Source organism: Paenibacillus sp. RC67 (assembly GCF_030020805.1).
Classification (GTDB): Bacteria; Bacillota; Bacilli; order Paenibacillales; family NBRC-103111; genus Paenibacillus_S.
This window is the reverse complement of the sequence record NZ_CP125098.1, coordinates 2970446-2985887: the sequence shown is the minus strand read 5'-3', so window position 1 is coordinate 2985887 and position 15442 is coordinate 2970446. Positions and strand designations below refer to the sequence as shown.

General features: G+C 45.8%; 14 protein-coding genes. 1 reads left to right on the top strand and 13 read right to left on the bottom strand.

The window, feature by feature from the left end:
• Nucleotides 1-12 precede the first annotated feature (12 nt).
• From QMA13_RS13635 to QMA13_RS13610, 6 genes are all read right to left on the bottom strand, one after another.
• Nucleotides 13-1587 carry a glycoside hydrolase family 43 protein gene (locus QMA13_RS13635; protein WP_282942050.1) on the bottom strand — a complete coding sequence of 525 codons (1575 nt, stop codon included), beginning with the start codon at nt 1585-1587 and terminating at the stop codon, nt 13-15.
• A 226-nt stretch (nt 1588-1813) separates the two neighbouring features.
• The gene (locus QMA13_RS13630) at nt 1814-2896 is read right to left on the bottom strand and encodes a VanZ family protein (RefSeq protein ID WP_282942049.1); all 1083 of its coding nucleotides are present in this window, start codon (nt 2894-2896) and stop codon (nt 1814-1816) included.
• A gap of 174 nt (nt 2897-3070) precedes the next feature.
• Nucleotides 3071-4252 carry a UxaA family hydrolase gene (locus tag QMA13_RS13625; RefSeq protein WP_282942048.1) on the bottom strand — a complete coding sequence of 394 codons (1182 nt, stop codon included), beginning with the start codon at nt 4250-4252 and terminating at the stop codon, nt 3071-3073.
• A complete protein-coding gene (locus QMA13_RS13620; protein ID WP_481858169.1) occupies nt 4239-4538 on the bottom strand; it encodes a UxaA family hydrolase in 300 nt (99 codons plus the stop codon). The genes QMA13_RS13625 and QMA13_RS13620 overlap by 14 nt, the downstream gene beginning before the upstream one ends.
• Before the next feature lie 253 nt (nt 4539-4791).
• The gene (locus QMA13_RS13615) at nt 4792-5826 is read right to left on the bottom strand and encodes a glycoside hydrolase family protein (RefSeq protein WP_282942047.1); all 1035 of its coding nucleotides are present in this window, start codon (nt 5824-5826) and stop codon (nt 4792-4794) included.
• Nucleotides 5827-5848: 22 nt separating this feature from the next.
• A complete protein-coding gene (locus QMA13_RS13610) occupies nt 5849-7171 on the bottom strand; it encodes an ABC transporter substrate-binding protein (RefSeq protein ID WP_282942046.1) in 1323 nt (440 codons plus the stop codon).
• 245 nt (nt 7172-7416) lie between these two features.
• Here QMA13_RS13610 and QMA13_RS13605 point away from each other — a divergent pair, with 245 nt between their 5' ends.
• Nucleotides 7417-8289, top strand: a complete 873-nt coding sequence (locus tag QMA13_RS13605) for a helix-turn-helix domain-containing protein (RefSeq protein WP_282942045.1) — start codon at nt 7417-7419, stop codon at nt 8287-8289.
• 64 nt (nt 8290-8353) lie between these two features.
• Here the strand turns inward: QMA13_RS13605 and QMA13_RS13600 are convergent, their stop codons facing one another.
• From QMA13_RS13600 to QMA13_RS13570, 7 genes are all read right to left on the bottom strand, one after another.
• Entirely contained in the window at nt 8354-9148 is a 795-nt protein-coding gene (locus QMA13_RS13600; RefSeq protein WP_282942044.1) for an ABC transporter ATP-binding protein, read from the bottom strand.
• On the bottom strand, nt 9148-10032 hold the full coding sequence (locus QMA13_RS13595; RefSeq protein WP_282942043.1) for an ABC transporter permease: 885 nt from the start codon (nt 10030-10032) through the stop codon (nt 9148-9150). Before QMA13_RS13595 ends, QMA13_RS13600 begins: the two co-directional genes overlap by 1 nt.
• A 70-nt stretch (nt 10033-10102) precedes the next feature.
• Nucleotides 10103-11149, bottom strand: coding sequence for an ABC transporter substrate-binding protein (locus QMA13_RS13590; protein ID WP_282942042.1), 1047 nt, complete (start codon nt 11147-11149; stop codon nt 10103-10105).
• A gap of 132 nt (nt 11150-11281) precedes the next feature.
• Nucleotides 11282-12718, bottom strand: coding sequence for an aldehyde dehydrogenase family protein (locus QMA13_RS13585; RefSeq protein WP_481858218.1), 1437 nt, complete (start codon nt 12716-12718; stop codon nt 11282-11284).
• A 95-nt stretch (nt 12719-12813) separates the two neighbouring features.
• Nucleotides 12814-13473, bottom strand: coding sequence for a YdeI/OmpD-associated family protein (locus QMA13_RS13580; RefSeq protein ID WP_282942040.1), 660 nt, complete (start codon nt 13471-13473; stop codon nt 12814-12816).
• Nucleotides 13474-13579: 106 nt separating this feature from the next.
• Entirely contained in the window at nt 13580-14923 is a 1344-nt protein-coding gene (locus tag QMA13_RS13575; protein WP_282942039.1) for a sulfatase-like hydrolase/transferase, read from the bottom strand.
• Nucleotides 14924-14948: 25 nt separating this feature from the next.
• A complete protein-coding gene (locus QMA13_RS13570) occupies nt 14949-15359 on the bottom strand; it encodes a hypothetical protein (RefSeq protein ID WP_282942038.1) in 411 nt (136 codons plus the stop codon).
• Nucleotides 15360-15442 lie beyond the last annotated feature (83 nt).

Below are 15442 nucleotides of genomic sequence, written 5' to 3'. Positions count from 1 at the left end.
ATTTCCCCTTTTCTAGTCGTTTATTGGACTATACTCAAACCAATCGAAATCCGCATGATTCGCGCTCGTGTCTCCCTCACTGCTCGCATATAAGCCCATATAAGCACCAATAAATCCGCCTGCAACATCAGAGCTTAACAGAGTTCCATCTACGTTCTCTGCCAATGTAGTCCATTGCTCATAAGTGGTTCCATAATAAAAATGATAGGCTTGTCCGATCGCCTCAACCTTCAAGTACAGCTTGGTAGCATCAACAGCTTGCGCCGCCAACACGATTTCTTCTCCGTCTTTGCGTTGAATTAATCTTATGATCGGACTAGACTCCCCAAGAGCATATTCCATCCTGAAATGGTAGTCCTGATTTTGCAGCAAAACCACCCCTGCCACTTCTTTCTTTGTTCGAGGAACGAATTCCATCACCGTTCGCGCGGTAAAGCTCATGTGCTGCTGACGCCGACCTACAAAGCTTGGATTTACACATTCTGATAATTGTTCCGGCTTCAGCTTTAAGCGTAGATGACCCGGACGTTCCTTAAGCGACCAGAATTCTCCACGTGGTGTGCGTATAAAGTTCCACTCCATTCCGAGTGTGGAAGCTTCAAAATGGTCGCACGCTGCTGCGGAAGGCCATCTTGTTTCCGGTAAGCAAGGCCGTGGCATTTCCATTTCGACAATGCCTTTACCCGGATTAATAACGGGCCAGCCTTTTTCCCATATGAATGGAACGAGAAAGGCTTCTCTGCCTAGGTTTCTGTAATCTCCACCGTATGGGCGCGAAGCAAGACAGACCATCCACCATTCCCCTTCCTGAGTTTCCACGATATCCGCGTGTCCTACATTGACGATAGGATAACTTCTTCCAAGATGGCGATGGGTTAAAATCGGGTTGGACTTGCATCCTTCGTAAGGTCCTGTAATCGTCTCACTTCTAGCTATGGTGACCGAATGAGTAAACCCGGTTCCGCCTTCGGCAATGATCAAATAGTAATAACCATTGATTTTATATAAATGAGGACCTTCCTGCGCATGGATTTGCTTAAGTGCCCCATCCCACAAACTGAATTTCGGTCCAACCAGCTGCTTCGTTTCCAAATCGAGCTCTTGAAGCCATATTTCCATATGTTTTGGGTACTGCTGTCCAGCAGGCGGCTGACGATTTGCCATCACATACGCTTTTCCATCCTCATCAAAAAACAAGGAAGGATCGATACCCGGGGCATCAGGCAGCCAGTATGGATCAGACCAAGGTCCAGCAGGATCTTCTGCCGTTACAAAAAAGTTTCTGCGTGCTCCTGTAGCGCTAACGACAAAGGTGGTAATCATGTAGAAAATCCCTTTATGATAACGAATCGTCGCTGCATAGATGCCTTTGGAGGTTGGAGTACCGTCCAAATCAAGCTGAGAGGGACGGTCAAGCACGTGGCCGATTTGCCTCCAATTCACGAGATCCTTGCTATGAAAAATAGGTACACCTGGAAAATACTCAAAAGAAGAAGTTACTAAATAATAATCTTCCCCTACTCTGCAAATAGATGGATCCGGATAAAATCCGGGTAATATGGGATTACGAAATGTCGTCGTGTTCATCTAGCACGATCTCCTTTTGAAGTTGGACCTGTATTAGGCGCGTATTGTCGAATATAATCGCAATTCTATTTCCATTCTAGTACACCAATCCAATAGATTCTATACAATTTAATGTTTAAACAGCCTTAAAGTTTATTATTTTTGTCTTCCATAAAATCCCTGATGATTCAACAAAAAAACAAGACCAGGCCTCCATTCCCCCCAGTCTTGCTTCTAAATGCTATTGTTATTTGATCTCATGATAAGTACCGCTCCGCGTTTCATAGAACAAACCTTTATCCCGTCGATACACTCGAATCAGCAGATGAACAACGAACATAATATCCATACCGATCAGAGCTAGCAGAAGCGGAATCAGGAGCAGTGGTTCCAACTGCTGGATTACGGCAAAAGCTATCAAGCCATGCGCTCCACCGATAACAAAATAGAGCAAGCCGTACCGTATTAGCAGCTCATTCAGCTTAATATCTTCTCCACGACCTCGTAATCGAATACGAACGAAATATTTGCCTGCCGTAAAGCCATTAGTAAGATAAGGCAGAATGATAAAGTAAGCGAAGATGAGCACGGCGAAATATACCGGTTTCCCTATAAATAATAAAAATAAAGCAAAAGGAACTAGCAGGATCCAATCCATCTGGAATGCGATAAACCTACGCACAAAGCTAACCCGCATCGATTTTAGATCTATATTTTCATCCAGTTGATCCAAACACGGTAAAATTTTGGACAGCCATACGGCTATTGCGCCGCCTAATGCTCCTCCTACAGTATTTAACATCAGATCGTCCACATCGAACAAGCGGTAAGGACAATCATAGATACCGTATAATCCTGTCCACTGAGTCCACTCAAAGAAAAACGATAATCCGAACGCCGCGGCAATGGTCAACAGCCATCTTAAGCGAAAATAGTAACGGAGCACAAAACCGAATGGCACAAGCAGCAATATATTGAAAATGACCTGAAGGAACGCTCTTTCCTTAATGATCCCCACATAGGTTGTCGGATCGCCAAATCGGACATGTGTTTCCTTCATTAAATCTTCTACAAATCGAAATGGCATCCATTGTGTGTACGTATCTCCGGACGCTGTACACGTATGAATCGTATCGGGAAGCGGCAGAATGACCAAATAATACGCCGTCAACAAGTATAATAAAAAGGAGTACAAGACAAACCCTCGATATCCGTTAACATAACCGTACACCCGATATTGAATGATAAGAAACGGAAGTGTAAAGAAAAAAGCAACAATCGGGAATGTCAGCAAAGCATATCGGATGGGAAATAAATAAGATTCGATCATAATAGTCAGCACCTGGTGTAAATGGATTTGCTATGAAATTAGCTCCTCCTAGTTTACGTTGTTGTGCCAAAACTATGAACCGTCTGCAGACTGGCATTATCCCCGACCTAAGTCCTGCTGCTTTCCTGGATCGTAAGCAACGCTGCTAAATAGTAGATACTCAAGCTGATTAACCTAAAATGTTGGACCGATGCGCCAAATGCCGAAGTCATGCTGCTTTAAAATTTCTGATTTGGTCAGCTTCCCAGAACAGACCTCGATAATCTCTTCAAAGATCCGGTCACCAACCGATTCGATTGTTTCTGTACCTTCAATAATCGTTCCTGCATTCACATCAATGTTATCGTTCATTTTTTCAAAAATTGACGTATTCGTTGCAATCTTAATGACTGGAGCGATGGGGGATCCAGTCGGCGTTCCTCTTCCGGTAGTAAATAATACAATTTGCGAGCCTCCTGCTACCATACCTGTCAGCTGCTCAATATCATGACCAGGTGTATCCATCCATACTAGCCCCCGCTGGCTTGGTCTCTCCGCATAATCAATAAGCTCCTGAAGGGGTCTTGTTCCAGACTTGTTGGATGCTCCTAGCGACTTTTCTTCCAGAGAGCTTAATCCGCCTTTAATATTGCCAGGACTTGGATTTCCGGTACGAATGTCTACATTCATGGAAAAGGCTCTTTTCTCCATCGCTTCGATGACTTGATAGACTCGTTTGGCGACATGATCATTCACCGCTCTTCGTGCTAACAAGTGCTCGGCACCGATCAATTCCGTCGTTTCAGCTAGAATCGATGTACCCCCATGATCCACGATCTTATCGCTGCATACCCCTACAGCTGGGTTAGCCGATAAACCAGAGCAGGCATCCGAGCCTCCGCATTCCGTACCGACGATCAGTTCGGCAAAATCGCATTCCACCCTGCGTTCCCTGGAAGCCTCCTGAACCATCTTAACGGCTGCTCGCGCAGCTTCCGCAACAGTGAATAAGGTACCTCCATGATCCTGAATAGAGATAACCTCCACAGGCTTACCGGTTTTGCGTACTTCGGAGGCAACGCTGCGCGCCTGATGTGTCTCACAGCCTAGCCCCAGTACAATCACACCATACACGTTCGGATTGGCAGCCATCCCAACGTACGTCCGGAAGGTCTGTTCATAGTCGATTCCAACTTGTGCGCAACCATGCTGATGAATGAAAGTGACCGTACCTTGGACCATTTCTGTCACCCGTTGTGCAGTCTGAGTAGCACATACGATAGTGGGCAGGATTAGCACATGATTTCGAACACCCACCCTCCCGTCCGGTCTGCGATAGCCCCAAAATGTTCTAGAACTGGCACTAGATTGCGACATGCTGATCCCCTCTTCCCCGTTTTCCTTCCAAGTTATGAACATGGACATGCTCACCGACTTGAATGTCCCTTGTAGCTGCACCAATCACTTCGCCATATTTAAGAATATCGCCTCCGGCTGCAATAGGCTTAACGGTAAACTTGTGACCAAACTCAATGCCCTCAAGCAGAAGTACCTTGAACGTGTGTTCCTGGCATACAATGGTCAGTTCCTCACCTTCCGGAATATTGGCCAAGGCAATGGCCACATTATCGAGCGGTTTCATCATGACGGTATGATACGACACAGGATGTCCCTCCTCCTAGATTGGAAACCTATTTTATTAACGCTTTCATTATTAATTCTAGTCCAGTACAACCTATTCCTACCACAGTTAAAAAAACCTTTTTTATGAATATGGATAAAAATCCGCCTACAGTGGATCCTTGGCTTAGAAGCTGATTCGTTACTTTACGTAGAGCTCCGAAATGAATAACCCTATAGTTGTAAATAAAAAAGCAGCAGGACCCTAACGTCCAACTGCTTTCTCATATATCATCTTACTCACCGATCGGGATACACATATTCCAGGTCTTGGTCGCGTTCTGGAAGCCGCCAGGCCCATTGGCTACCGCAGCAAACAAGTGAGTTGGTTTGCCGTCCTGGAACAGCAGGAAAGGCCGCTCCAGACTGCCCATCGTTTGTACAGTGCCATCCTCCCAGGTAATGGTTCTTGAATATGCTTTAGGGCTGTCGCTGAATGCCCATTCTTTACCGTCTTTGGAGAAGGCGTGAACGCCGCCATGCTTCTCTCCACCGATATTTCCGTCCATGTCCTTCGCAATCAATTCATAGCCTGAATCCGTCTTCCAAATGAATGGATCTTCAATGTGGAATTTCTCAGGAGAGAACAACGGCTCATCTAGACTGCGCTCATAGGGTCCAGTGAAATGGTCGGCATAGGCAACGCCGATCGTCATTTTCCCATGTACGTTTCCTTCATAACGTCTCGCTTTATAAACCAGTACTACGGAACCATCCGGATGTACGCAAGGGGCAGGGTTCGAAGTCAAGAAGCTGTCAAACCTGCCTGGGCGAGTCGGAAGCAGTGGAGCCTCCGGGCGTTCCCAAGGACCGAAGACGCTTTTGGATACAGCCAAGCCCACTCTTTTATTCGCGCGGCCCACGATACAGCGAGGATCGTCAAGTCCAATTTGCTCTCCTGGAACCGGCTCCGGCAGCGGGTGTGTCGAACCCATGTAATACAACAAATACGTATCCCCACATTTCGTAATGTGCGGGTTATGCGTGCTGCGCCCATCCCAATATTGAGCTCCTCTTGCCGGCAGTACAACCTCTTGGAATTCATAAGGACCTTCCGGCGTATCGGAAACGGCACGTACGACCTCAGAGCCCATAATCCATCCTGGATGCATAGGCAGCGTTTGCGGCCAACGAGAAGCGAACATATGAAAGCGTCCGTCTTCTCCTTTGACTACGGAACCGCACCATACCCAATAACCCTCCATCCGGAAACCACCGTTTAGTGGAGCTGGCTGCAATTTTTCACTTAAATTTTCAATTGTTAAAGACATACGATTTCTCTCCCTTTACTATCTATTTTATATTTTTTAGCTGAGTCTCGATATGTTTATTTAATAGCTCATCTGCTTCCCGCAAAGCGGTATTAACATCTTTTTCCTTATTGATGACAGCTTGGAACGCATTAGTTGTAATCTTGTCGATTTCGCCTTCATTCAAATATTTAATCTGTGAAATAACTGCCATTTTGGGTTTGGTCAGTGCAATCAGGTTTTTTCCGTTGAATTCGGGAATTCCTTTGCCGAACTCATCCTTAACCTTCTGGGAAGTCAGCACGGTCATTCTGCCGTTGCGAACCATATCGGTCTGAACTTCGTCGCTTAGAATCGTTTCAAGCACTTGGAAAGCAGCATCCTTGTTGGGACTTTGCGATGTAATGGCAAGCACGGGACTGTCAACACGATGTGCAACACCAGGAGCCTTCTTGTTCGAAGGATAAGTGACAACATCCCATTTAACATCCGGTGCTTTCCTCAGTGCGTTCAGCGTATTGCTGTAGCCCGCTAGCATTGCCAATTCGCCTTTAATGAAGGCTTGCTCATTTTTACCGTAATTAAGTGCTTTGTAATCTCCTGCTGTCATACCTGGAATATCATACATGCTGGCCCAGAGCTGGAACAATTCTTTCCATGGATCGGTATTCAGCAACGACTTATTAGTCTGAAAATCGGCATACGGCAAGGATAGCTGACGTGCTCCTCTGTACAAGAAATCAGGATACAACCCACGATACTGGATGCCATTATCAAGCCGTGTAATCTTCACCGACAGCTCCTTCAGATCATCCCAAGTCATGTTATCCTTCGGATACGGGATACCCATTCGGTCGAACACATCTTTATTATAAAAGAGACCGAAAGGATTGTGGTATGCTGCAAATCCTACAATGTAGCTTTGGTTGCTGGCAATCTTTACCGTCTCCAATACCTCTGGAGCAATACGACTCGTATCAAACCGATGCTTTTTAATCAAATCCTCTATGTTGAATGTAAGGTTCAGATCATTAATATTGGATAAATTACCCGGGTAGTAGCCGACAATATCCGGTACCGTTCCTGCCGCGATAAGATCTGTAACACTGCTTCCCTTTTCCGATGTGTTGATCCGTTCTACCGTAATATGAGGATATTTTTTCTTCACTGGCTCAGACACGTACTTCGCAAAGTCTTCTTCTGTAAACATATTGTTACTAACGGCGATTTTTATCGTTGCGGGATCGTTCTTGATTGCCTCCTCTCCTTTCCCCTTATCGACCGGTGCCGTGTTGGTGGAGCTGCATCCGGATGCGATAGATACGATTAGTAACGATGTCAGCCACAACTTTGAAAATTTTGCCAATATCTCCACCCACCTATTCCTAAGTATAAAAGTTCAATGATCCATAAAAGACATTTACTTTTTCATTTAAGCACATGGACATTTCCAAGCCTATAGAAAATCCCGATACTTATAAGCACAAAATCAGTGTTCAATATTTTCTCGCAACCATCTCATACATTGATTTTATTGGAATAATAGGGGTACAATAGATGGATATACGTAATATTATACGCTTTCATTTTATACTGTTAAGGTGATGAATCATGGACTGTCTGGAGCTGCAAATCCCGCATATGCCCCACTTGATGACCGTAGGCTTTTCCAAGCCTGCCAAAGGATCGCTTCATTACGAGCGAAGCTTTCCTCTATATGACATCCTCATAGTGAAAAAAGGCACTTTCTATATGACCGAAGATGATATTCCTTATGAAATTAATGAAAATGAGCTGCTCGTGCTGGAACCATTCCGAAGGCATTGGGGGCATCTTCCTTCCCCGGAAGGAACCGAGGTCTATTACTTGCATTTAATGCATGCTCCACCGCTTCGCACCGTCTCGGCGGATGACGTTCAATGGACTGCCGTGTCCCCTACTCCGACTTATCGGGACTTGGAGCCGAGTAAGCAGATGATGTATCTCCCTAAATTCGGACACATCGAGATGGCGGAGCTATATCCTATTCTGGATCAAATGCTTGTCTTGAAAAATCGCTTTTCATTAGAAAATCAACTGCCGCTGCAAGCGCTGCTGGGCCAATTTTTCGTTATCCTGCAAAAAAACTTAAGAGCACAAACCAATTCACGCAGCCAAAAGCTTAGCGAGCAAATTATTAACTACCTGTATATGACCAGCGATACGCCTTTCCGACTGGACGATCTGTCCAAGCGATTTAATTTTCACATCGACTATTTATCCAAGTGCTTGAAGAAGCATACTGGCATGACGCCGCTGCAATATGCCAACCGGATCAAGATCGAACGGGCCAAGGCCCTGCTCTACAATACGGATAAGCCTCTGAAAGAAATCGTCTCGCAAGTCGGGTTTACCGACTACAACTATTTTTTGCGAGTATTTAGGCAGCATACAGGCATCTCTCCTGCAAAATACCGCTCCGGTTATGTCAACAATCGCATTTGAACACAAAAAAGCGCACTTCTGATCGGCTGATCAGCTGTGCGCTTTTTCATATGGAGCCATAGCTTTATCCTAAGACAACACGGTCGTCTACGAATTTTTCGCCGCGGATGCGTTCAAATTCTCTGAGCAGCCGTTCCACGGTCAATCCTTTTTTCTCCTCTTCCGGTACGTCGAGAATGATTTTGCCTTTGTCCATCATAATTAAGCGGTTACCGAGGCGTATCGCCTGCTCCATGTTATGCGTAACCATAAGAGTAGTCAGGCGCATCTCCTGCACAATCTGCTGCGTCAATCGCGTGATAAGCTCAGCGCGTGAAGGGTCCAAAGCCGCTGTGTGCTCGTCCAGCAGCAAAATACGCGGCTCTGTGAAGGTTGCCATCAGCAGACTCAACGCCTGGCGTTCCCCACCCGATAGCAGCCCGACCTTGGCGTTCATCCGGTTTTCCAGATTTAGCCCTAGGCGGCTTAATTGCTCTGCAAACATGGTTCTTTTCTTGGCAGTGACGCCAAATCCAAGACCCCTCGTTTTGTTTCTGGTATAAGCGATAGCCATATTTTCTTGAATGGTCATCTTGGGTGCCGTGCCGGCCATAGGATCTTGAAAGACTCGGCCGATCCACTTACTGCGTTTATGCTCAGGTACATTTTCCACAGCTTGACCGGCAATCTTAACTGTGCCTCTATCGGGGATCATAACACCCGAAATGATGTTCATTAACGTCGATTTGCCGGCACCGTTACTTCCGATAACAGTGACAAAGTCGCCTTCCTTCATACTCAGCTGAATATTCGATAGAGCGACTTTCTCATCCGGAGTGCCGGGATTAAACAGCTTCGATACTTGTTCCAGATTCAACATTATCGTCCGTCTCCCTCCAGTTGGCTAGTCCGTTTCCGAATAAGTGCCTTTTGTTTAAATTTATTACGTATCATAGGTAGCGACAGCGCTACTATAACAATCAGTGCCGTCATTAATTTCATGTCTGTTGCTTCCAAACCGACGCGAAGCGCCAACGCTACGATCAGACGGTATAATACTGCTCCGAGGACAACGGATAGTGTCGCCCAAATAACGGTGCGGGCACCAAACAAGGCTTCACCGATAATTACGGACGCCAGTCCGATTACGATCATCCCTACGCCCATCGTAATTTCCGCAAAGGCAGAATACTGAGCTACTAAGGCACCAGCTAGAGCCACGAGTCCATTCGACAAGCTTACGCCAACAATGATCGTTGTATCCGTATTCACGCCAAAGCTGCGGATCATGCGTTGATTATCTCCTGTAGCCCGCAACGACAAACCAAGGTCGGTATGAAGGAACCAGTCGAGAATGAGTTTCACTACAATGACCACGAACGGCATGACATAAAGCACGTTGATCCCCGTAAGCAGCGTATCCTCACCCAATAGAGGAATGTTTGACTTGCCCATGATACGAAGATTGATCGAATACAACGCAATCATCATCAAAATTCCCGCGAGCAAGGAATTGATTTTCGCTTTGGTATGCAGTAAACCGGTGCAAGCACCAGCAAGAATGCCTCCGATAAAAGCCAGAATAGTCGCCAATAGCGGCGATGACCCGCTCGCAATCATGACTGAAGCGATCGCTCCCCCGGTGGTAAAGCTACCGTCTACCGTTAAGTCAGGAAAGTCCAATATCCGGAACGTAATATATACTCCCAGAGCCATGATAGCATAAATTAAACCGAGTTCGACCGAACTCCAGAAAGCATCCATGTTTCCAGCCTCCATAAAAGAATGAAGAGCGACCTTGCAAAAAAACAGCGAAGGTCACTCCAATGCGTAATTATTTCGCGGTACCGTTCAATAAGTTGTTTTTGTCTTGCATTTTATTCTTGATAGCATCTGTAATCTCGACACCTTGCTGCTTAGCTGCAGCTTGGTTGATGATCAAATCCAGCTTGTCCGGGAAGGTCACTTTCATATCGCCCGGTTTCGCCCCGTTTTTCAAAATTTCTACTGCCATTTTACCTGCTTGGTATCCGTGGTCGTAGTATTTAAAGCCGTAAGTGGCAACTGCCCCTTTTTCAACGGTATCACGGTCAGCAGAGAACAATGGAATCTTTTTCTCATTGGCAATTTTAATAATGGACTCAACCGCACTGATAACGGTGTTATCCAAAGTAGTATAGAATGCATCGACACGGCCAGCCAAAGATTCGGCGGCTTGCTTAACTTCGGAGCTGTTCGCAACAGCTGCTTTTATAACCTTGATGTTGTGCTTAGCAAGCTGAGCTTCTGCTGTTTTAAGCATAACAACCGCGTTCGGCTCTCCTTCGTTAATTACAACTCCGACCGTTTTTACTTTGGGGAAGTCGGAAGCGATCAAATCCATCAGTTTTGTAATCGATTCAGGATTCGTATCCGCCGCACCAGTAACGTTGCCGCCCGGTTTGTCTAATGTTTTAACCAGCTTCGCGCCTACCGGATCGGTAATGGCTGCGAACAATACAGGAGCGTCTTTCACGTTTTGAACAACGGCTTGAGCCGATGGAGTAGCGATGGCAAGGACAAGATCCTTTTTGTCCGCTGCGAATTTTTGAGCGATGGTTAAATTAGTCGTCGAATCGCCTTGTGCGTTTTGATAATCCACTTTGATTGTATCCGGGTCTGTATATCCTGCATCCTTCAGAGCGGCAAGGAATCCTTCGCGTGTCGCGTTTAACGACGGATGCTCCACGATTTGGGTAATCCCGATTTTTAACACTTTTTTACTTGGTGTTGAACCCCCACCAGCATTGTCATTAGCCGGTGCAGGAGCTTTGGATCCACAGCCAGCCGCAAAAATTAATGGTACGGCAACGAGCAGAGAAAGAAGCTTTGCTGATTTCATAATTTGACCCTCCTATGTATAGTGAGAAAGCTTTAAAGCGTTAATGCTATCTTATTACGGTAGGACGGGTCCGTCAATGACTTCTCTTTCACTTACATTTATTTACTTGAGATATGGTCTTTAAACTATTCATTATTCGGAATAGTGGATTCCGATAAATTTCATTTCCGTCATTTCTTCCACTGCATATTTAATGCCTTCCTTGCCAGTCCCGCTTAGTTTAACGCCTCCATACGGCTGATTATCCTGACGATAGGTCGATATTTCGTTAATCCAAACGCCACCGGTTTCCAATTGGTCCGCTATACGTAAGGCACGATTAATGTTCGTCGTGAACACTCCGGCTTGCAAACCATAGTCTGAAGCATTTGCCAATCGGATCACCTCCTCTTCTGTATCAAAAGGAATAACAGATACGACCGGAGCGAATATTTCCTTACAAACCACCTTCATCTCCGGGGTCACATCGGTCAAAACCGTCGGCTCAAGCATCGTGCCTGTCCGCTTCCCACCTACAAGGACAACCGCACCCTGATGCTCAGCCTCCCTAATCCACTGCTCAGCACGAATCGCCGCTTCCTCTGTGATCATGGGTCCGAGGTCCGTCTCTTCCATTAGCGGATCGCCTATTACAAGCTGATTCACTAGAGGTATATAAATATCCAAGAATGACTGATACACGGAACGATGAATATAAATCCGCTGGGCGGATATGCATACTTGGCCTGAGAAAGCGAACGCGCCCTTCACCAGGCTTTTTGCCGCCTTAACCAAATTCCCATCATCAAAAATGATATTGGGAGAATTAGAGCCGAGCTCCAATGTCACCTTTTTCAATCCTGCCATTTTCTTGATTCCTAATCCTACAGGCGCGCTGCCTGTGAATGTCACCTTTTGTACGCGCGAATTGGTGACTAATGACGGTACAAGCTCGGCACCACTGCCCTGGATAATATTCAGTGCGCCTGCCGGCAATCCGGCCTCTTCTAACAGCTTGGCCAGCATCACAGCCGAGAAAGGCGTCTTCTCAGACGGCTTCAGCACGACCGTATTTCCAGCTGCGATAGCTGGAGCCAATTTGTGAAGAACTAGATTTAACGGAAAATTAAAAGGTGTTATGGCAGCTACTACCCCTAACGGATAACGACGCACCATTCCTAATCGATTCTCTCCGCCGATTGCCGCGTCCATCGGTACAAGCTCTCCATGCATCGTCTTCGCTTCATCTGAAGCAAATCGAAGCAATTGAACTGCTCGCCCTACTTCCGCACGCCCGTCTCTAATGGGCTTCCCAGCCTCCTGGGCTAGCACACGCGCGTAGTCCTCCCTTCGAGCCTCAAGCAAATCAGATGCTTTGCGTAAAATCTCCGAGCGGCGATATGCCGGCATTGTTTTCATTGTAGATTGAAATACCCGTTCCGCTGTTGCAACAGCTTCCTCGACATCCTCAACCGTCGCATAGTCAACTGTCCCAACGACGGAACCATCATAGGGACTCCGAACATGATGTGCGAGTCCATTTTTTCCTTTAATAATGCTGCCGTTAATGTATGAACCTGCATGATACATCGATTTCATAGTGATCCCGCTCCCTTGTCCTGTAATAGTTAAAAGCTCTTCTTCCGATGCAGTAGCATCTCGGTCGAAGAGCTTTAGTCATAAGTTTAAGGCTTCATAAACGGTGATTTGATCCCCGCTGCAAGCTTCTCCAGCGATTTTTCAATACGGTTGGTACGAGTTTCCTCCCGCTTCGCTTCCGTAATCCAACGGACATATTCTTTGCGGTGCGTATAAGATAAGCCTTCAAAGAACGACTTGATGTCCGGCTTACTATCCAGTACCTTTTGATAGTATTCCGGTATTTCAATAACCCGATCCTTCGGCTCCGTTGTTTCTGTCTTACGGTTGCGCTGGTCTCTGCGTGTACTTGTGCCGCGTACTAATTCTGCCTTGCGAAACCGCATCGCAGACCAAGTACCGTCGATAGAAATGAGAGCAATTCCCTCGAATCCGGCATCATTTATGGTTTCCCAACCCGAGTCCCGATTAAGATCGGTTTTGATTTTGGAGCTTTTTTTCGGATAGGAGATCCACAAGAGCCCATCCTGTTTGATCGCCTTGATCGCCTCCGGCCCTTGCGTATTGAGCTCGTCCACCCCAGTAACAAATAGGTGAACCAAATCATACTCCCCTGATGGTTGCTGATCCATATGCGCTTCTTCAGGCACAGGAGTCACCCGTTCGATATAGCCCTCCGGAGCGTTCATAATAAGAATGCGCTGTCCGTTTTGCATTTTCAACTTTTTGACAAGATCGTTATCCATTGTTATGACGGTCTCCTTTTTATGAAAGATAAATGGACAGTACATAGTATATCACAAGACTTGTCAGAAGCTCTATTTCGCTCATTACAGCTGATTTGTATACCAACTAGACAGTAACCTTCACTCCAAAACCCAGTTCTCCTCTTCTTACCCGAAACTGCCTTATTTGCTCTTCGTACTCAGGGAAAGTCAGATAATTGATGGTCTCATCAGGGTTCCGTTCGAGATCGAATAACACCTCTGGCATATTTTCACCATAATACTGATATTTCAAATGCCCTCGCTTGATCATCAGGTTGGTTCCATTAAACTGAGATACCGACTCATTAACCCAATCTTGAATGTTTCCTTCCATTAATGGAACTACACTTCGGCTATCCAGCCCATCAGCTACCGGAGTCCCAGTCAAGTCACACAGCGTCGCGAACAAGTCGCATAGATTGACATTCGCATCTACTCTACGGCCTTCCTTGAATCTTGCAGGATATCGAATGATTAACGGAACGCGTGCGCTTGCTTCAAAAAACTTCTGCTTCTCCCAAATGCCATGCTGCCCCAGCATCTCTCCATGATCACTTGTATAGACGATAATCCATTCATCCAAATTTTGGCCTGCGTGCTCCAATGCTTCTATAACTCGTCCGTACATGTCATCTATGGTTTCGATCATGCCGTAATATGCGGCGGTGGCCCTACGAATTTCGCGCTCTGATACATCCATCCCTGTCCGAATCTGACGTTGACTTAAGAAAGGGTGATCAAATACGGGTTCATCCACAAAGGGCTGTACTCGATTTAAATAATAGGTAAACTTGTCCTCACTGGTAAAATAAGGATAGTGCGGTTGAAGCAAACTGACCTTAAGTAACAAAGGATGCGTTTGCTCCCGATCATAATAAGGGTTCATAAAATAGTTTTCAATAAAACGTATCGCACCTTCTACCGCATATTCATCGTGAGACAAGATGGGGCCGCGACCAATGCCAGCTCGTGCAATTTCTTTGGCGTCTGACCACTTCAAATCCCCAAAATTTCTTCTGGATTTCTGTGCTCCTTCAGTTAAATAACGAGCATCAATATGCATATCGCCGCTGATCCTTTGGGTCCAACCTTGCATTTGATCGGTCCCCATATGATGCAGCTTCCCGCTAACGACGGTTTCGTATCCATGCTCTGCGAGCTGTCTGGCAAATGTCATATAACCAGGCGCCAAGTCCTGTCCAAACTTTTCACAGTGGCATGTTCGTGGAAATTGTCCCGCCATCATGCTTTGTCTTGCAGGAACACATATCGGTGAAGGAGTATACGCGTTGTCGAATACAACCCCGTTTTCCGCTAAGCGGTCCAAATTTGGAGTTCGTATAATACCATTTCCGGCAAAACCGGATACATCCCATCGATGCTCGTCGCTCATTAAAAACAATATATTCGGCTGCTTATGCTGTGACAATGTTACCACTCCTTATTCCTCATTTTTATTCATTTTCTATCGAATTTAATCGAACTAACAGAGCTTCCTTCAATTTCTTGTTCGTCTCAAGATAGATATAGGATTGCGGTGCAGTAAATTGATAAATACTTCTTAATTGTTGCAACGGAATGGGCGGAATTTCTTGCAAGGATAGGATAGGTACAGCATAGCCAGTTTCCAAGCCGCTCATGTAACTAATGATCCCTTCCCCCCATCCAGACTGCTCCTGCTCGGCTATCATGGCTATATTTTCCACAGAATCGATAATAGGCTTTCCAAATTGAATAACTCCCCGAATCTCCTTGACAGGCGAGCTGACATAAATAAAAGCGGTTACAGCTTCCTTAAGAAAGGCTCTCCGATATTCGTACTTTTTCATTCCATTTAGTATTTCGTTATAAGGTTGTGGCCTCAAACTAAGAATAATGCTCCTATGGATTGATTCTTCTATTAATCCAGATATGATGTATCGCTCCCCATTTTCCTATAATGAACATT